The sequence below is a fragment of the Vibrio wakamikoensis genome, assembly GCF_050337275.1.
GTDB classification, from domain to species: domain Bacteria; phylum Pseudomonadota; class Gammaproteobacteria; order Enterobacterales; family Vibrionaceae; genus Vibrio; species Vibrio chaetopteri.
In genome coordinates this window covers 12,462-31,744 of record NZ_JAKJST010000019.1, presented here as the reverse complement: position 1 = coordinate 31,744, position 19,283 = coordinate 12,462, and the positions used below count along the sequence as shown (strand labels likewise).

At 46.8% G+C, this 19,283-nt stretch carries 17 protein-coding genes; 11 read left to right on the top strand and 6 right to left on the bottom strand.

What is annotated here, in order from left to right; translation table 11 throughout:
• Positions 1-19 precede the first annotated feature (19 nt).
• From betB to L4C42_RS10610, 4 genes are all read right to left on the bottom strand, one after another.
• Entirely contained in the window at positions 20-1,480 is a 1,461-nt protein-coding gene (betB, locus tag L4C42_RS10625; protein WP_353499478.1) for a betaine-aldehyde dehydrogenase, read from the bottom strand.
• Between the two features lie 20 nt (positions 1,481-1,500).
• Complete coding sequence (gene betI / locus L4C42_RS10620; protein WP_353499477.1) at positions 1,501-2,097, bottom strand: transcriptional regulator BetI; 597 nt, start codon at positions 2,095-2,097, stop codon at positions 1,501-1,503.
• 979 nt (positions 2,098-3,076) lie between these two features.
• Positions 3,077-4,354 (bottom strand): NAD(P)/FAD-dependent oxidoreductase, encoded by a 1,278-nt coding sequence (locus tag L4C42_RS10615; RefSeq protein ID WP_353499476.1) that lies wholly within the window; start codon positions 4,352-4,354, stop codon positions 3,077-3,079.
• Positions 4,355-4,368: 14 nt separating this feature from the next.
• On the bottom strand, positions 4,369-5,727 hold the full coding sequence (locus tag L4C42_RS10610) for a glutamine synthetase family protein (RefSeq protein ID WP_418643005.1): 1,359 nt from the start codon (positions 5,725-5,727) through the stop codon (positions 4,369-4,371).
• A 288-nt stretch (positions 5,728-6,015) separates the two neighbouring features.
• On the opposite strand from L4C42_RS10610, the gene L4C42_RS10605 reads away from it, so the two are divergent.
• The 10 genes from L4C42_RS10605 (at position 6,016) to L4C42_RS10560 (ending at position 15,521) form a co-directional block, all read left to right on the top strand.
• On the top strand, positions 6,016-7,347 hold the full coding sequence (locus L4C42_RS10605; protein ID WP_353499474.1) for a glutamine synthetase family protein: 1,332 nt from the start codon (positions 6,016-6,018) through the stop codon (positions 7,345-7,347).
• Between the two features lie 58 nt (positions 7,348-7,405).
• Entirely contained in the window at positions 7,406-8,770 is a 1,365-nt protein-coding gene (locus L4C42_RS10600) for an aspartate aminotransferase family protein (RefSeq protein WP_353499473.1), read from the top strand.
• Positions 8,771-8,846: 76 nt separating this feature from the next.
• Positions 8,847-9,956, top strand: a complete 1,110-nt coding sequence (locus tag L4C42_RS10595; RefSeq protein WP_353499472.1) for an extracellular solute-binding protein — start codon at positions 8,847-8,849, stop codon at positions 9,954-9,956.
• A 53-nt stretch (positions 9,957-10,009) separates the two neighbouring features.
• Positions 10,010-11,152 carry a putrescine ABC transporter ATP-binding subunit PotG gene (potG, locus tag L4C42_RS10590; protein ID WP_353499471.1) on the top strand — a complete coding sequence of 381 codons (1,143 nt, stop codon included), beginning with the start codon at positions 10,010-10,012 and terminating at the stop codon, positions 11,150-11,152.
• Positions 11,149-12,066: a putrescine ABC transporter permease PotH gene (gene potH, locus L4C42_RS10585; RefSeq protein ID WP_418642911.1), complete on the top strand. Its 918-nt coding sequence runs from the start codon at positions 11,149-11,151 to the stop codon at positions 12,064-12,066. The genes potG and potH overlap by 4 nt, the downstream gene beginning before the upstream one ends.
• Positions 12,063-12,905, top strand: a complete 843-nt coding sequence (locus L4C42_RS10580) for an ABC transporter permease subunit (protein ID WP_353499469.1) — start codon at positions 12,063-12,065, stop codon at positions 12,903-12,905. Before potH ends, L4C42_RS10580 begins: the two co-directional genes overlap by 4 nt.
• A gap of 45 nt (positions 12,906-12,950) precedes the next feature.
• A complete protein-coding gene (locus L4C42_RS10575; RefSeq protein ID WP_353499468.1) occupies positions 12,951-13,493 on the top strand; it encodes a cupin domain-containing protein in 543 nt (180 codons plus the stop codon).
• A 56-nt stretch (positions 13,494-13,549) separates the two neighbouring features.
• Positions 13,550-13,933: an MAPEG family protein gene (locus tag L4C42_RS10570; protein ID WP_353499467.1), complete on the top strand. Its 384-nt coding sequence runs from the start codon at positions 13,550-13,552 to the stop codon at positions 13,931-13,933.
• A gap of 206 nt (positions 13,934-14,139) precedes the next feature.
• On the top strand, positions 14,140-15,252 hold the full coding sequence (locus L4C42_RS10565) for an NADH:flavin oxidoreductase (protein WP_353499466.1): 1,113 nt from the start codon (positions 14,140-14,142) through the stop codon (positions 15,250-15,252).
• Between the two features lie 41 nt (positions 15,253-15,293).
• Positions 15,294-15,521: a hypothetical protein gene (locus L4C42_RS10560; RefSeq protein ID WP_353499465.1), complete on the top strand. Its 228-nt coding sequence runs from the start codon at positions 15,294-15,296 to the stop codon at positions 15,519-15,521.
• Positions 15,522-15,588: 67 nt separating this feature from the next.
• Here L4C42_RS10560 and L4C42_RS10555 read toward each other — a convergent pair whose 3' ends face one another.
• A complete protein-coding gene (locus L4C42_RS10555) occupies positions 15,589-17,076 on the bottom strand; it encodes an aldehyde dehydrogenase (protein WP_429760433.1) in 1,488 nt (495 codons plus the stop codon).
• 25 nt (positions 17,077-17,101) lie between these two features.
• Complete coding sequence (locus tag L4C42_RS10550) at positions 17,102-17,650, bottom strand: cupin domain-containing protein (protein ID WP_429760431.1); 549 nt, start codon at positions 17,648-17,650, stop codon at positions 17,102-17,104.
• Positions 17,651-17,944: 294 nt separating this feature from the next.
• Here L4C42_RS10550 and aptA point away from each other — a divergent pair, with 294 nt between their 5' ends.
• On the top strand, positions 17,945-19,282 hold the full coding sequence (gene aptA, locus L4C42_RS10545) for an omega-aminotransferase AptA (protein WP_353499463.1): 1,338 nt from the start codon (positions 17,945-17,947) through the stop codon (positions 19,280-19,282).
• Position 19,283: the final 1 nt, after the last annotated feature.

Here is a 19,283-nt window from a genome sequence, read left to right as displayed (position 1 = left end):
AATCTCTCCGTGATTTGAGTTAGGCGTAAGGGCTGGCGTAATCGCCAAGCTCTATTAAAACACTCTTGGTTTGGGTGTAGTGCTTAAGAGTTTCTGGACCATTTTCTCGGCCAATGCCTGAATGCTTGTATCCACCAACTGGCATTTCAGCAGGCGAATCTCCCCAGGTGTTGACCCAGCAAATACCCGCTTGCATCTGATGAATAACGCGGTGAGCACGAGATAGGTTTTGGGTAAACACTCCGGCTGCTAGGCCGTAGTCGGTTTTGTTCGCTCGCTCAATGACTTCTTGCTCGTCTTTGAACTTAAGTACCGACATGACAGGGCCAAAGATTTCTTGCTGGACGTGCGGCATGCTGTCATCACAGTCAACAAACACGGTTGGTGCAACAAAGTTACCGCGCTCTAGGCCATTGTTAGTCACTTGATAGCCACCCGTTAGCAGTGTTGCACCACTCTCTTTTGCACTTTCAATGGCTTGTAGAACTTTGCTCAAATGGTCTTTGGAAATGAGTGCGCCAATTTGAGTGTCCATATCCATTGGGTTACCGACAACGAGCTTTTCTGTACGAACTTTTAGCTGTTCAATAAATTGCGGACAGATCGACTCATGGACAAATACACGAGTGCCATTAGTGCATACTTCGCCTTGCGTGTAGAAGTTAGCGACCATCGCAGCAGAAACCGCATTATCGAGCTTGGCGTCGTCAAATACGATCATTGGTGACTTGCCACCCAGTTCCATCGTAACTTGTTTTAGTGTCTTCGCACTGTCAGCCATCACTTGCTTGCCTGTGCCTGATTCACCAGTGAATGACACTTTGGCGATATCTGGATGAGCCGTTAGCATTTGACCAACACGGTGATCACCTTGGACAACGTTGAACACGCCATCAGGCAATCCCGCTTCAGTGAAGATTTCTGCCAATTTGAGTGCAGTAAGGGGGGTTTCTTCAGAAGGCTTGAAGATCATAGCGTTGCCTGCAGCTAGAGCCGGCGCAGACTTCCACATCGCAATTTGAATCGGGTAATTCCACGCGCCAATGCCAGCACAAATGCCTAGTGGCTCGCGGCGAGTGTAGAAAAACTGGCTTTCACTCAATGGCTGCTGTTCACCTTGCATAGCAGGCACAAGACCCGCAAAGTATTCAATAACATCCGCTCCGGTTGCAATATCAACTTCAATCGCTTCTTGAATAGGTTTGCCTGTGTCTGCCACTTCAAGTGCAGCCAGTTCGTCGTTACGTTCGCGCAGAATTGATACAGCTTTAAGCAAAATTCGGCTGCGCTCGACAGGGCTCATCGCTGACCATACGGCAAAGCCTCGCTTAGCAGACTCGACCGACTGATCAAGGTCTTGTTGGCTTGCAAGGCCGATGGTCGCTAGCGGCTCGCCATTGGCGGGGTTATAAGTAACAAAGCTTTCGCCAGACGTTGCTGACTGCGCTTTTCCATCGATAAATAGTGTTTTCATATCCATTTGAAGATCTGACTTTAGAGTTATTTTTGGGAATAGAAAGTGAGTTGTTTGTCGAGATAATCGTTGATGATCACTCGTGCTTTGTCGGCATCTATGCCTTGCGGGTTGAGCGTGCCACGAAGCCAAATACCGTCAATCAAAGCAGCGATACCATGAGCAACAATGTCTGCTTGCGGAGCATCTAAAAGTCCCTTGAGTTCAATTTTAAGGTGGGAGAGCAAGCGCTTTTCATTCACGTGCTGGAGGCGTTTTAACTTGTCGTCGTGCATTGAGTATGACCAAAACGCTAGCCAAGTTTTAGCAACTTGGTTTTCTGCCTGAAAGCCAACAAAGTTTCCATCAACAATCGCAATGATTCTCTGCTGGTGAGCCGAGCTAGATAACTGGGCAAGTTTTGATGTAATGGTCGTTGAGTGCTGACGCAGGATTTCTCGCATCGTTTCCTCAAGCAGCCCATGCTTACCACCAAAGTAATGATTGATTATTCCAGTAGAAACGCCTGCTTCTTTGCTGATTAACGCAATACTTGCCGCATGCAACCCGACGCGATCGATAACCGCCATCGTTGCTTTGACAAGTTGAGGCTTCCTGATTTCGGGCATGCCAACTTTCGGCATTTTGTATCCTTTTTATTTTTAATTGAACGGTTAGTTAAATATAGCGTAACGAAAATTTAGTTAGACCTCAAATTATTTGTGTGAAACTCATGTGAAAAACAAACCAATAGTTAACATTGATGCTACTTTTGTTGGCTTGGTAGATAGACGAATGAAATTGCAAAGACTTGATGTTTTGTTTCGTTAAAACAGAAGTTTGAGTGGTTTTGTTACTGGTTGGTGACGTCATGACAACTAGCTCTGGACGCATGCTATTCATTAATGTCACTTGATAGTGATTGAAGGCTGGTTTAGATGCCAAATTTACTGATATAAAATGTTTTGAGGTCTTATTAATTTGTGGGAGCTGGCGAGCGCAATCTGGATTTCCAAACGGGATACTGTCATACATAAAAAAAGACCCTCGCACCACCTGTAATAGTGCGAGGGCTAAACGACATTAGGAGATCCAAAGTCAAAGCACGTGACGCTCACTTTAACTAAGGGTGTAAGTGAACATTGCTCGATAGGCAATGCTCTTATTCTTATCAAGTAGGTTTGGTTTACCTCTATCGCTTGGGGTCGAACGAGATAATGAGGGCATTCAGTCGCATTTGCGACTCAGCCGATTCTAGAAGCACGGTGTGTTCTAGAATGTCATTAATATTAATGTATTACAAATGTAATTAATGAGATGTAGATCTAGTTTTGGGGATGTCACATTATTCAATTGATCAGTTGTAGGTAACTCGTATTGATAACAGAGCAGTTGCCAAAGATGGGATAGCGTTAGGTGCAAAAAGCAGTTAGTCGATCGTTACCCCTTCTAGCTCCCTCTATGTTGAGTTTCGCAGCTAACGCGGTTGTGAATAGTGTTCTAGGGGAAGAACTTTCTTTCTCGTGGTGCGTGATTGGCGTGGATTATGTGAGCAGAGAGTGGTGTGGTTTTTAGGAGATCGAAGGAGCCAGTGATATTGATGCTGGCTCCAGTTTAAATGTTCTAAAGAATGTCTCTTACTCTATAGTAGGACATCGCTAGCACCAATGCCGGTGTCTTAAACAGCCTCCCGCCTGGGAATGGCATATGCGGGATCTTATCAAAAATCGCGAAGCGTTCTGCGGTGGTTGCTACGCACTCAGCCATGAGTGTGCCTGCCATCCCCGTCGCTGCGATGCCGTGACCGGAAAAGCCTTGGGCAAAATAGACATTAGGTTTTAGGCGGCCAAAGTGTGGCGCGCGGTTCATGGTGATGGCGACATTACCACCCCATGCATAATCGATCTTTGCGTCGGATAGCTGAGGGAATATGTCGACCATTCGTCCGCGCATGGCTTTTTCTAGGTTGAAAGGTGCCATGCCTGAGTAGCTGACTCGTCCGCCAAATAGCATCCTGTGATCGCCAGAGCAGCGGAAATAATCTAATACGAAGTTTATGTCACAAGCAGCGATGTGATCTTTCATAAGCGCCCCGGTGACCTCTTCACCTAAAGGCTCAGTGGCACAGATATAAGTACCTACAGGCATGACTTTGTTTTCTAACTTAGTCTCCAAACCATCCATATAGGCGTTACAAGCGAGGATGACGTGATTGGCTTTTACGGTGCCGTTTTTTGTGAATAGGGTAGCAGGATCACCGTGTTCGATTTTGGTCACGGCGCTATCTTCATAAAACTCTGCGCCCGCTTGTTTGGCTGCATTAACCAATCCAAGGGTGTAATTAAGTGGATGCAGGTGACCACTGTTGCTATCGAACATTCCAGAGGTGTATTTGTCGCTCGCTATGCGGTGGCGGGTCTCTTCTTGATCCCACATTTCTAGGGATTCATATCCGTAGTTTTCAGTGAGGTCGTCATACCAAGCTTTGAGCTCTTTATCATGGCGACGTTTGACGCCCACATGCACCATGCCATCACGCCAATCACAATCAATATTGTACTTGTTGATGTTAGACTTGGTCAGCGTTAACGCTTCAACTGAAATGTCCCATAGCTTTCGTGCATCGGATTTGCCGACCATCTTTTCTAAGGTGTCTTGTTCGGATGCCCAGCCAAAGATAGCTTGACCACCGCTTCGACCAGAAGCGCCCCAGCCAACACGATTGGCTTCTAGGACAATAACTTTAAAGCCTTTGTTAGCAAGTTCTAGTGCGGCGGTGGCTCCGGTGATTCCGGAGCCAATAACACAGACGTCGGCAACATGATCTCCCATCAGTTTAGGAAAATCGAATTGCTGATTTCGCGATGCCGCGTAATAGGAGTCTGTGTGCTTCACTTTCATTTTGTATCCTTACTTTACTTGTACCACTGATATTCTAATGGTGAGACTTGCGCCGAGAAGCGAGCTTGCTCATGTTTTTTGTTTGCTAAGTAAACCTTGCAGAATTCTTCACCAAAGCTGCGCTTCATAAACTGGCTGTTAGCGAACTCATGCAGTGACATATCCCAAGAGATAGGCAGCATTGGAAGTTCTAGCAAAGAAGCGTCACCTTCTATTGGCTGTGGTGGAGTGAGTTTGTTTTCGATGCCGTCGAGAATAGACGCGAGCAACACCGCGACGGTGAGGTAGGGGTTAACATCGGCGCCAGAGAGTCGATGTTCGATACGCTTGTCTGATTGACCACTTGCGGGTACTCGTACTGCAACGGTTCGGTTATCCCAGCCCCAAGTTGCGTGCAGCGGAACAAACATATTAGGCTGAAGTCGGCGATAAGAGTTAGCGTTAGGCGCGAAGATGGCCATGCTATCTTCAAGGTGTGCCAATACGCCAGCAATGGCGTTCAGAAGAATGCTTTCATCTTCACCAAAAACATTGGCACCGGTTTCATCTCGCAGGCTGATATGCACGTGACAGCCGTTGCCCGCATACTCTGTATAAGGCTTCGCCATAAAGTTGGCATAGAAGCCATGCTTTTTCGCTACTGCTCGAACCACGCGCTTTAACAGCATGGCATGGTCGCAGGCTAACAGAACATCGTCCGTATGCTTAAGGTTGACCTCGAATTGCCCAGGTGCGTACTCGGCAGTAATGTTTTCTGCCGGGATATTTTGTTCTTCACATGTACTGATGATCTCATCCAGGAAAGCTTTGAACTCATCCAGCTCTTCTAGAGAATACACCTGTGTTTGTGTCATACGCTCGCCGCTGATTGGCATGAGTGGTGGTTGTGGGCTGCCCGCTTCGTCTGTTTCGAGATCTTGAAGATAGAACTCAAGCTCAACTGCGATACAAGGCTTGAGTCCTTTGCTAGTAAATTTCTCTAGTTGAACTTCCAGTACATGTCTTGGGTCGGCGAAGAAAGGTTGATTTGAAGTTGGCTCAAACATAGTTACGATGGCTTGGGCGCTGTTCTCTTGCCACGGCGTGGTCGTGAGTGAACTTGTTACCATTCGACAGATCCTATCACCGTCGCCTTTTTCAAAACCAAGCCCGGTTTCTTCAACTGTCTCACCACAAATATCCAGTGCGAAAACCGATGCGGGCAGACAAATACCTTGTTCTAAAACTTTGCTGAGTTGGGTGATGGGGACACGCTTGCCACGAACGACTCCATTCATATCGAACAGGATCAAATCCAAACTGGTGACATCTGGGTGCTGTTCAATAAATCGTTCAATTGTAAGCTTTTCGTGACCAAGTTGAATTGGTTCGATGTTGTCTGCGCTACTCGCAAGTTGACTCGTTCCCACTGTGGCTCCTCCACTTTTCCCAACGATTCCTTATATATCAAGCCCTAAGTTGGGCTTGACCGTGTTGGTTGCTTTTTAACCATAGACACAATGTTCAGTAAAACACAACACTAATGTATCTAAAATGTTAATCGCCATCTCAAAAGTTGCAAAATAATTAACATCATTGTTTGACATTTATACAGGTCGGTGCCAATGCTAAATGGGAGCTTATTGATAAATTCGTTGAGCGAGTAACGAAAAGAAGGATTTATGGAAACGATTAGGAAATGGATAGAAGAGAACCGTATTACTGAAGTTGAGTGTTTGATCCCGGATATCACGGGTAACGCTCGAGGCAAAATCATGCCAGCGAAAAAATTCCTTCGAGAAGGGGGCATGCGTCTTCCCGAAGTGGTTTTTTTCCAGACCGTAACCGGCGATTGGCCAGACGATGAAAGTATGATCGACCTGACCGAGAAGGACATGACACTGGAGCCCGACCAAAACACGATTCGATTTGTGCCTTGGACTAAAGAGCCTACGGCACAGGTGATTCATGACTGCTACACCGTAGAAGGAAACCCAGTCGATATCTCTCCGCGAGCGGTATTGCGTCGTGTGTTAAGTCTTTACGAGAAAGAAGGCTGGCACCCAGTTGTCGCGCCAGAGCTGGAGTTTTTCTTAGTTCAGAAAAACCTTGATTGGGATTACCCACTTGAGCCGCCAATTGGTCGCAATGGTCGCCCGGAAACAGCGAGGCAGTCATTCAGTATCGATGCGGTTAACGAGTTCGACCCTATTTTCGAAGACATGTACGACTACTGCGAAGCGCAGGGTTTGGATGTAGATACTTTAGTTCATGAGTCTGGCGCAGCGCAGATGGAGCTTAACTTTGACCACGGCGAGCCACTAGACAGAGCGGATCAAGTTTTCCTATTTAAACGTACAGTGCGTGAAGCGGCATTAAGACACGATGTTTACGCGACCTTTATGGCAAAACCAATGGAAGACGAACCGGGTAGTGCAATGCACATCCATCAAAGCTTGGTTGATGGTAAAGGCAAAAACCTATTCGCAAACGAAGATGGTTCAAACAGCGAACTGTTTTTGAATTACATCGGCGGCATGCAGAAATATACGCCAGCGGCGATTGCGTTCTTTGCTCCAAACGTGAACTCCTACCGCCGTTTGGTATTCGGTGATTCAGCACCAACCAATGTGGCTTGGGGTGAAGACAACCGTACCGTTGGCCTTCGTGTACCAGTGTCTGATCGTGATTCAAGGCGTTTAGAAAACCGCTACGCGGGCGCAGATGCTAACCCATATCTAGCAATGGCTCTGACCTTAGCGTGTGGTTACCTTGGTATGAAAGAAAAACTCACACCAACGGAAAAGAGTACAGGCGATATGACAACCGAACCATACTCGCTTCCTCACAATCTAGAAGATGCGCTTGTTCTGCTTGAGAACAGTGATGAACTACGAGAAATCTTAGGCGATCGATTTGTATCGGCTTATGTGGCAATCAAACGCAAGGAGTACAAGACCTTCTTCCAAGTCATCAGTTCTTGGGAGCGAGAATTCTTACTTTTAAACGTGTAACTAAGGCAAAGCTATCGAAAAGAGCATTAATTAAACAGCAGGAAATGGAAATTAATTTATGTCAGTACAAAACGGATCAAAATGGACAGAGCAAGACAGCGCACACTGCTTGCATCCATTTACTAACTTCAAAGCACTAAATGACAAAGGGTCACGAGTCATTACTCGTGCAGAAGGCATCTACATCTATGATGAACACGACAACAAAATCTTAGATGGAATGGCGGGGCTTTGGTGCGTGAATATGGGCTACAACTGTGAGCCTCTTATTGAAGCGGCGACGAATCAGTTAAAAGAGTTGCCTTACTACAATCTGTTTTTCCAGACTACTCATCCACCTGCTGTTGAGCTTTCGACGCTGCTTGCTGAAGTAGCACCAGAAGGGATGAATCATGTGTTCTTTACCGGGTCAGGCTCTGAGTGTAACGACACCGTTGTTCGCATGGTTCGCCACTATTGGACAAGCTTAGGTAAGCTAAACAAACAAACCATCATTAGCCGTAAGAATGCCTACCACGGCAGTACGATGGCGGGCGCAAGCCTGGGTGGTATGGCGTTTATGCATGCGCAAGGTGGTTTGCCATTGCCAAATATTACCCATATTGATCAGCCGTATCACTTCGGTGAAGGTCAAGGGATGGATGCTGACGAGTTTGGCTTGGAGCGAGCACGTCAGCTTGAAGCGAAGATCCTTGAACTTGGCGAAGAGAATGTCGCTGCATTTATCGCTGAGCCTATCCAAGGTGCTGGTGGCGTGATTATCCCACCAGACAGCTACTGGCCAGAAATTCAACGTATCTGTGATAAGTATGAAATTCTTCTGATTGCTGATGAAGTGATCTGTGGTTTCGGACGAACAGGTGAGTGGTTTGCAAGCCAAACTTACAACATCAAACCAGACCTCATGTGTATGGCAAAAGGTATTACTTCGGGCTATCTGCCACTTGGTGGTGTGATGGTGCGAGACCACGTTGCAAAGGTGTTGACGGATGCAGACACTGAGTTTGCCCACGGGTTTACCTACTCAGGTCACCCAGCTGCCTGTGCGGTTGCCATTGCCAATATCAAGGAGATGCAGAACCGCAATATCATCAACCAACTTCGCGAAGATACCGCGCCTTACTTTGCGTCTCGTTGGAGTGAGCTTTTAGAGCATCCAATGGTCGGTGAAGCAAGAACCAAAGGTCTGGTTGGTGCGATTGAGCTGGTCAAAGATAAACAAACCAATGAGCGATATCACAAAGACCTCGATGTAGGGACGCGCTGTCGTGAGAACTGTTTTAACTCAGGTGTCGTTCTTCGAGCGGTAGGGGACACCATGATTTGTTCGCCACCGTTAATTATTACCCGAGACGAGATCGATGAATTCATCGAAAAAGCAAAACTCGCACTCGACAAAACACTCGCCGACGTTTCGCAGTAGCCGACGAGACTACCCAATACCTAGAAAAGCACAATAAAGGTATTAACCAAAGAGCAAACAGGAAACGGAGATCCAAATGGAGAAAGCAAAAGCATACTTTGGTGTGGCGTTAGGGATGACAATGGGGCTTACCTCAATGACATCTTTTGCTGCTGAGGAAAAAGTCCTCAACATTTACAATTGGTCAGATTACATTGCAGAAGACACCATAGCGAAGTTTGAAGCGGAAACCGGCATCAAAGTTGTGTATGACGTATTCGATTCAAACGAAGTGTTAGAAGCGAAGATCTTGTCGGGCAATACAGGTTTTGACCTTGTTGTACCGAGTAACGACTTCTTAGGTCGTCAGGCGAAAGCGGGGGCTTTCCAAAAACTCGATAAGTCTAAGCTGACCAACTATCAGAACCTTGATCCTAAACTGATGGGTATTCTTGCGGACACCGTTGATCCAGGTAACGACTATTCAGTCCCTTACCTATGGGGTACGACGGGCATCGGTTACAACGTTGAGAAAGTGAAAGCAGTACTTGGCGAAGATGCGCCTGTCGACAGCTGGGATCTCGTGTTCAAGCCAGAGAACATGGAAAAGCTCAGTAAATGTGGTGTTGGCTTCTTGAATGCGCCAACCGAAATCATGGCGGCTGCGCTGAATTATATCGGCAAGGATCCAAACAGTGCCGATCCAAATGACTACAAGAAAGACGCATTGGCGTTGCTTAAAGAAGTTCGTCCATACGTGACGTACTTCCATTCATCGCAATACATCAATGACCTAGCAAACGGTGATATCTGTGTAGCGATCGGTTGGTCTGGTGACGTTCTTCAAGCGGCTGATCGCGCTGCTGAGGCGGACAATGGTGTAGAAGTCGCGTACTCGATTCCTAAAGAGGGCGCTTTGGCTTGGTTCGACCTAATGGCGATTCCAAAGGAGGCGAAGCACCCAGAGAATGCTCACTTGTTTATCAACTATCTACTTCGTCCAGAAGTGATTGCTGAGATCAGTAACTATGTTTGGTATGCGAACCCGAACCCACCATCGCGTGAGTTTATTGACGCAGAAATTCTAGACGATCCAGGAATTTACCCAACAGAAGAAGCGCAAGCGAAGCTATATAGCTCGAAGATGTTGCCACACAAAACATCTCGTGCCATGACTCGCGCTTGGACCGACTTCCTTAAAAACTGATAAGTCAATTTTGGCGACCCAACTTGGGTCGCCCCGTTTGCTTGGAGACTACCATGACAGTGATGTCACTCGACACAGAGCTTAACCATCAACACGTTGCCCCAGTGCCACCAAAACCACTATTGGAAATTCGAGGTCTGACCAAGGATTTCGACGGTCACGTTGTCGTGGACAACATCGATCTCACCATCAATCAAGGTGAGCTATTCGCGCTATTGGGTGCTTCTGGTTGCGGTAAATCGACGCTATTGCGTGTGTTGGCAGGGTTTGAACAGCCGAGCGCCGGCCAAATTATCCTAGATGGTGAAGATCTGGCAGACATTCCGCCTTACAAACGACCAGTGAACATGATGTTCCAATCGTACGCGCTATTCCCACACATGACGGTGGAGAAGAACATCGCCTTTGGTCTGAAGCAAGACGGCATGCCAAGCAAAGAGATCGACGCGACAGTGAAGCACATGCTCGAGTTGGTACGAATGACGGATTTTGCCAAGCGTAAGCCGCATCAACTATCAGGTGGACAAAGACAACGTGTCGCGTTGGCAAGAAGTCTAGCCAAAAAACCAAAACTATTGCTACTCGATGAGCCAATGGGTGCACTGGATAAAAACCTTAGAGAAAAGATGCAGCTTGAGGTGGTCGATATCCTAGAAAGTGTCGGCGTAACCTGTGTAATGGTAACCCACGACCAAGAAGAAGCCATGACTATGGCAACCCGCATCGCCATTATGAACAAAGGGCAGTTCGTACAGATTGGTTCGCCAGAGTCGATTTACGAGCACCCGAACTCCAAATTTGCCGCGAAATTTATTGGTTCGGTCAACATCTTTGAAGGCGTGCTTGAAACCAATGAAGCCGACCATTCAACCGTTCGCACTCCCGATATGGGCAACCCTATCTCCATCAGTCACGGTATCTCTGGTGCGCCAGGTATTTCAGTGTCGATTGCTGTTAGGCCTGAGAAAATCACACTGTGCGACCCTATGAATCCGTCGCCAAATCATTGCAGTGGCATTGTTGAAGATATTGCTTACATGGGCAACCAGTCGATTTATCACGTCAGACTCGACTCCGGTAAACTGGTGACCGCAACATTGCAAAATACCAGTCGCGTTAGGAAAGGAATGCCTACATGGGAGCAAAGAGTCAATCTTTGCTGGGACAAGGAAAGTTGTGTGGTACTCAAGATATGAAGAAACCAGCCAAACTTAATATTTGGAGCATTGTACCGACACCTAAGTGTCTACTACTCGCCGTACCATACGGTTGGCTCCTACTGTTCTTTCTGCTGCCGTTTCTTATCGTATTTAAGATCAGTTTTGCAGAAGCACAGATCGCCATCCCGCCTTATTCAGAGCTACTGAGTTATGCTGAGCAACAGCTGCAATTACTGCTCAATATAGGGAACTACCAGTACCTGATTGAAGATGATCTCTATGCGTCTTCTTATATTCAGTCGATTCGTATCGCCTTTGTCTCGACGTCGTTGTGTCTTATCATTGGTTTTCCGATTGCGTGGGCAATTGTTCACTCTACGCCAAGTACTCGTAATGTGCTTTTGATGCTCATTATCCTACCTTCGTGGACGAGCTTCCTGATCCGAGTCTACGCATGGATAGGTATCCTAAAAAATAACGGACTGCTTAATAATGTCTTGCTGATGTCTGGCGTTATTGACGAGCCATTGCAAATCCTTCACACAGATACGGCTGTTTATATTGGCATTATCTACACCTACTTGCCGTTTATGGTGTTGCCGCTGTACACAGCGCTAATGCGAGTCGATTATTCGCTACTTGAAGCCGCGAGCGACTTGGGCGCTAAACCAATGACAACGCTGTTTACCGTGCTGGTTCCACTGACACGAGCGGGCATCATCGCAGGCTCTATGCTGGTGTTTATTCCAGCCGTAGGTGAATTTGTTATCCCAGAGTTGCTCGGTGGGCCCGATACCGTTCTAATCGGTAAGGTCTTGTGGCAAGAGTTCTTCAACAACCGAGACTGGCCTGTGGCATCCGCCGTCGCCATAGTGATGCTGCTTATTCTGATGCTGCCAATTCTATGGTTCCACCGCTATCAAAAACGTGAATTGGAGGCTCAAGGATGAACGACATCCCAGTTTACAACAGCAAACTTAAATGGGTGATATTGGGCGTGGGCTTTGCGTTCCTTTATCTACCAATTCTGATTCTGATCATCTACTCGTTTAACGAGAACCGCTTGGTAACGGTTTGGTCTGGATTTTCATTCAAATGGTATTTTGAGCTGCTTGAAGATGACTTATTAATGGGTGGTGTGAAGCTCAGTCTGATTATTGGGTTCCTATCGGCAAGTGCTGCTGTGGTTCTAGGCATCATTGCCGCCTTTGTCCTTAACCGGTTTGGAAAGTTCAAAGGAGAGACGGGCTTTGCGTTTATGATTACCGCGCCTTTGGTGATGCCAGAAGTGATTACTGGTTTGTCATTGTTGCTTTTGTTTATTGCAATGGGGCAGGTGTTCGATATCTTCAGCCAACGCGGCATGATGACCATCTGGATAGCCCATGTGACGTTTTGCACTGCTTATGTCACGGTAGTTGTTAGCTCACGGCTTCAAGAAGTCGACCGCTCAATTGAAGAGGCCGCGATGGACTTAGGTGCACCGCCTTGGAAGGTGTTCTTTCAAATTACGCTACCTTCTATTGCACCGGCAATTTTGGCGGGTTGGTTGCTGGCGTTTACCTTGTCTTTAGACGATCTCGTGATTGCGAGTTTTGTGTCAGGGCCAAGTGCAACGACTTTACCTATGGTGGTGTTCTCCAGCGTCAGACTTGGGGTGAGCCCTAAGATCAATGCACTGGCGACGCTCACGATACTAGCGGTTTCATGTGCCACATTTATCGCGTGGTGGTTGATGGCAAAGGCAGAAAAGCGTAGGCTGCTAGAAATGAAGATGAGTCAGCAGTAAACGGAATTAACTAGCTGATAATTAAATCAATTTGGAGAGAGATTCATGGATGTAGGGAAACAGCTAAAAACCATTCGTACAATGCGCGGCCTATCGCAGCGAGAGCTAGCAAAGCGAAGCGGTGTTACCAACTCCATGATCTCTCAAATTGAGCAAAATTTGGTGAACCCTTCAGTGGGTTCACTCAAAAAGATTCTCGACGCTATTCCAATCTCTATGGGTGAGTTCTTCACTCTAGACGTGGAACCCAAAGATGAGATCTTCTTCAATGCCGATCAAATGGCAGACTTAGGCGACGGCACCATCAAAATGCTGCTTGTCGGTGCCAAACGAGAAGGAAGAGAACTTGCTATCCTCCGCGAAATCTACCCACCCGGTTCCGACACCGGTACCGACTTCATGCAGCATGAAGGAGAGGAAGGCGGCGTTGTCATCCGTGGTGAAATCGAAATTACCGTTGGCAGTCAAACCCGTGTCCTCAAAGCTGGCGATTCTTACTACTTCGAAACTCGAAAGCCGCACCGTTTTCGTAATAGGGGTAAAGTTGAGTGTGAATTGATAAGTGCAGCGACTCCCCCGACGTTCTAATCGCGAATAATGGCGTTAAGTAGTTCAGCCTAATACCCACGAATAAGGACATTCACGTGACGGTACTCATTCTTTGTTTAATTTTTGCCTCATTTCTTCCCTACCTAGTCAAAATCCCATTGGCGATCGCGATGGCAAAAGAGGGTGGATACGACAATAACCACCCCAGAGAACAGCAATCTCGTTTAGAAGGCTTTGGTGCGCGAGCACTAGCATCACATCAGAATGCTTTTGAATCTCTATTGGTATTTGGGATAGCTATCTTACTAGCGGTAGCCACCGACACTGTGACTGAGAGCGTGCAAACACTCGCAATAGTGCATATTGTGTTTCGCGTGATTTATCACGTCCTTTATTTAATTGATAAGAGCACACTGCGTTCGATCTCATGGTTTATCGCGATAGCATGTTCGTTTGCCATTATGGGACAGTGTTTGTGAAACTACTATTTAGTACGTATAGTAATCGATGGTTTCTCCGTGCCGTGTAGCAGTGAACACTTCGTAAGGACGTTCATCTACAATTAACCATTCAGTGCGTCAATTCCTTAATCTAGATTAATATTTCCCGCCCACATTCCCTGTACTATCCCGCCTCGCTGCATTATTCCAGCAATAAGCTTAACGATACTTTGAGGGGATAGGACTTGAGCCACTTGTTCACAGAAAGCCGTATTGGCAAATTGACACTTAAGAATCGCTTTATGAGAAGCGCGACTTGGGAAAACATGGCTACGGAAGATGGTCACATGACGGATAAGTTGTATTCCATTTATAAAGAATTAGCCCAAGGTGAGGTCGGCCTGATCGTCACTGGTTATGCCAATATTGTTGAAGAAGAAAAACCGAACGCCGGTATGATGGGGATGTACAACGATTCGTTTATCCCAGAATACCAAAAGCTGACAAGTTTGGTTCACGACAACGACTCAAAAATCGTTATGCAGTTAGCGTATGGCGGAACCAAGACGACCTATAATGTCGGCGAGCGCGTTATCTTTGCACCGAGTGATGTACCTGAGATGGGGACTCAAACCCAAGGTACAGCGATGACCAAATCAGATATTGATTACATCGTTGCTGCGTTTGCGAAAGCGACATTAAGAGCCAAACAGTCGGGCTTTGATGGTGTGGAAATTCACGCAGCGCACACGTACCTTATTAACCAGTTCTTAAGCCCGTATTACAATCGTCGGGATGATGAATATGGTGGTAGTTTAGAAAACCGCATGCGTTTCTTGCTTGAGATATATCGTGAATGCCGGAATCTGGTGGGTAGTGATTTTCCGATTTTGGTTAAGCTGACTGCCACTGAGTTTTTTGACGGGGGCCTCACGTTTGAAGAGACCCGCAAAGTGTGCAAGAAGCTCGACGAAGTCGGTGTCGATGCCATTGTGATCTCTGGCAATATCCACGGAAAAGCCAATACGATGATAGGTGAAGAACATGATGGCTTTACTATTCAAGAAGAGGGCTACTTCCACGAGTATGGGCATATCGTAAGTCAGGATGTGTCGATTCCCGTTATAACGGTTGGTGGTTTAACCGACATTGGTGCCATCGAAGTACTCGCCAATACGACAGACATTCAATACTTCGCACTATCACGTCCATTACTTTCTGAACCGAAACTCATTAAGAGGTGGAAAGAGGGAGACCGAGCGCCTGTTGAGTGCGAGCGCTGCTCTAAGTGCCGTACCAAGCGTGGTAACTTCTGCGTGGTAAACAAAGATAGAAAAGCGCAACTGGCTAGGCTGTAAGCCTATCAAATAGTCAGCTACCACTTGCCCTAAATGTGTTAATGCTATTGCTTGTCGGTTTTTGTTTCGCACAACTGCTTGAGCTGTTCCCTAGTCTGCACTTTATTATTAAGTGTGTCGGTGTTTGGCTGCTATTTGGCTCTTTGTTAAAGCGCGTACTTAATTCGGCCGAAGGTATGGCTATCTTTAACTACTTTATGGCGGGGTTATTGGTGTTTTCAGTGATCCCTGCTGTAGGCGAAATCATGTCTCAACTTCAACAGATGTAACCTTGTAAACCAAAAGGTGCTCAAAGAGTTGAGCACCTAGATGATTCATGCGAAACAATGTGACGATCTAATCCAACTCAATCCATGTCGACTTCATTTCGGTGTACTTGTGCAGTGCGTGAAGAGATTTATCACGGCCATTGCCACTTTGTTTATAACCACCGAATGGCATGGTCATATCGCCACCATCCCAGTTATTGACGAACACGGTACCCGCACGGAGAGCTCGAGAGCAGCGAACCGCTGTAGAAATATCTGAAGTCCAGATTCCTGCCGCTAAGCCGTAGTCACTGTCATTGGCGAGGGTGATCGCTTCTTCGATCGAGTCGAAGGTGGTAACACAAAGAACAGGACCAAAAATTTCTTCTTGGAAGATCCTCATATCCGATGTGACGTCGGTAAACACAGCTGGCTGAATAAAGTAGCCATCTGTTTGTGTCATAGTGGGTTGACCACCAAATGCTAGCGTCGCACCTTCATTTTTACCAATGTCAATGTAGCTAAGCACGCGCTCGTACTGAGCGGCATCAACAATTGCTCCAACGCGGGTATTTTCTAGAAGCGGGTCATTAGGCTGCCAGTTCTCCATGTATTTCAATAGTAGTGCGACAAACTCGTCTTTAATCGAAGAGTGAACGAGCAAACGAGAGCCTGCAGTACACACCTCACCTTGGTTATAGCAAATAGCGGACGCAGCGGTAGCAGCTGCTTTTTCTATGTCTTTGACATCGTAATGCACAATATGGGGACTTTTACCGCCACATTCCATAAAGGCGCGTTTGAGATTTGATTCTCCGGCAAAGGAGAGTAGTTTTTTTCCGACAGCGGTGGAGCCAGTAAAGGTGATACAATCAACATCGTTATGAAGGGCTAACGCTTGTCCCGCCTCGTGCCCAAATCCTGGGAGTACTTGGAATACGCCTGCTGGGATCCCGGCCTGTTTGGCAAGATCGGCCAAAAGGATAGCAGTCAACGGAGACTTCTCAGACGGCTTCACGATAACCGAGTTACCAGTGGCTAGTGCTGGACCAATTTTCCATGCTGCCATGACAGTTGGGAAGTTCCACGGCACTATCGCAGCCACTACACCTAGTGCTTCTCTGGTGACTAGAGCTAGTGCATCTTCAGTAACAGGAGCAACTTCATCGTACACCTTATCTATGGCTTCCGCGTTCCATTGAATGCAGCGCGCGGTTGCTGGAGCGTCATAGCCCATTGCATCCGATATTGGTTTGCCCATGTCCAGCGACTCGAGTAGCGCGAAGTCTTCTTTATGCTCATCGATCAGCTTGGCATAGTTGAGCAAAATCGCTTTTCTTTCACTAGGTGCTAAACCACTCCACACGCGACTTTCAAATGCCGCACGCGCTGCTTCAACTGCGCTATTAACATCTTGCTCACTGCAGCGAGCTACGTGGGCAAGTAAATGCCCAGTTGCTGGGTTAATAATTTCAAACGTATCGCCGGAAGCCGAATTGACAAATTCACCATTGATGAATGCCTGAGTTCGAAAACTCAATGCCTCTGCCTTGTCATGCCATGTCATGTTGTCCATAAATATCCTTCCTTAATTCCTTTGGTTAGAAGCTTGCCGGTGAGTTTGCACTGATAATGACGCAATCCACATCAGTGGTGTTTCTAAATCGGTGAGGGCGCTCACTATCAAAATAGTAGCTGTCGCCTTCGACTAAACGGGTGACTTGTTCTTCAACGGTGAGCTCAAGCTCGCCTCGCACGATAACACCACACTCTTGTCCTTCGTGACTGAGCATCTCTTGACCAGTATCGGCACCGGGAGAGAGCGTTTCTCTTAGCATGCCGATGTGGCGATCTTCGTGATAATGGCCAATTTGGCGATAGCTGATTTTACCGCGACCAATTTCTGGCTGGTCTGCACGTCGGGTGAAGAACTGCTCTGGTTGTGGCTCATCGACGGCAAAAAACTCCGCCATAGAAGAGGGGATCTTGCTGAGCAATTTACTCAGTGAAGCGACAGACGGGCTAACTGCGTTACTTTCTATTTGTGAAATAAACCCGTTGGTGACGCCTGCACGTTTTGCGAGCTCTCTTTGTGAGAGTCCCGCACGTTCTCGTAGCGCTTTGAATCTTGGTCCAATCTCCATTTCCATGAAATGAATGCTCCCTAGATGACTCGTGGTGGTTAGTAAACTAAACACAATCCTAGCGCACTAAACGCAAAAAACCAGAAAATGTTTATAATTTTATCATTGCACCGCTCAAAAGAACGTTCTATAGTCAATTTTGTTTAATATTTAATAACATTGCATTTACATTAAGCGGTATGGGTGTTTAGCGGTGTTTAGTAAAAGAAACAATTATTCATTCAACTATAAACAGTTCAACTAAGATCAGTTCAACTATGACCGTTGGGGTGCACTATGCATGGGACGAACAATAAGAGCATGGATTCGCTAGTAAGCGAACAATCAACCAATAAAGACGCTTTTTGGATGCCTTTTACGGCAAACTCGCAGTTCAAAGCGTCACCGCGAATGTTGGTATCCGCTGAGGGGATGTATTACACCTCAGAAGATAAAAGAAAGATCCTTGATGGTACTGCTGGACTTTGGTGTTGTAACGCAGGGCATGGCCGACATGAGATCAGTGAAGCTGTGGCAAGCCAAATTCATAATTTGGACTTTGCACCTACGTTTCAAATGGGGCACCCGCTGCCGTTTCAATTTGCAGAACAACTGGCAGAGATTGCCCCGTCGGGCTTGAATCGAGTGTTTTTCACAAACTCGGGTTCAGAGTCTGTTGATACAGCTTTAAAAATTGCGCTAGCTTATCAGCGCGCGATTGGGCAAGGCACTAGAACTCGCTTAATTGGCCGAGAGCGTGGCTACCACGGAGTAGGATTTGGTGGCATCTCCGTTGGGGGCATTGTTAACAATCGCAAAGCGTTCGGCAGTTTGCTTACTGGCGTTGACCACTTACCACATACATTAAGTATCGAGAACAGCGCCTTCAGTCACGGTTTGCCCGATTACGATCCGGGCTGGGCGGAGAGTCTCAATAACATCGTTACCTTGCATGATGCGAGCAATATTGCCGCTGTCATCGTAGAGCCGATTGCTGGATCCACAGGAGTGATTCTACCGCCGAAAGGCTATTTAAAACGACTACGCGAGATCTGTACCCAACATGGTATTTTGCTCATTTTTGATGAAGTGATCACTGGCTTTGGCCGTATCGGTAGCCCATTCGCTGCTCAAGAGTTTGATGTTAAGCCAGACATTATTACCACGGCTAAAGGGCTGACTAACGGCGCTATCCCTATGGGAGCGGTGTTCGTTAGCGATGAAATTTATCAAGCAATGGTTGCTCCTGACAGCCAAGCTATAGAACTGTTCCATGGTTACACCTATTCAGGTCACCCAGTCGCGGCGGCGGCGGGTCTTGCAACCTTGGATATCTATCGTAATGAAAATCTCTATACCCGAGCGGCGGATCTTGCTGACTACTGGCAGCAAGCGGTACATAGCCTGAAGGGCTTACCTCATGTGAAAGATCTACGTAATTACGGATTAATCGCGGGCATTGAGCTCGAAGGTATTGCAGGTAAACCCGGTTCTCGAGCTTACCAGGTGTTTACTAAGTGTTTCGAGAAAGGCGCACTGATTCGGGTGACGGGCGACATCATTGCACTGTCACCTCCCTTGATTATTGAAAAACAGCATATTGATGATCTGTTTACGCTTATTGCCGATGTTCTACAAAATATTGAATACAAGGAATAAA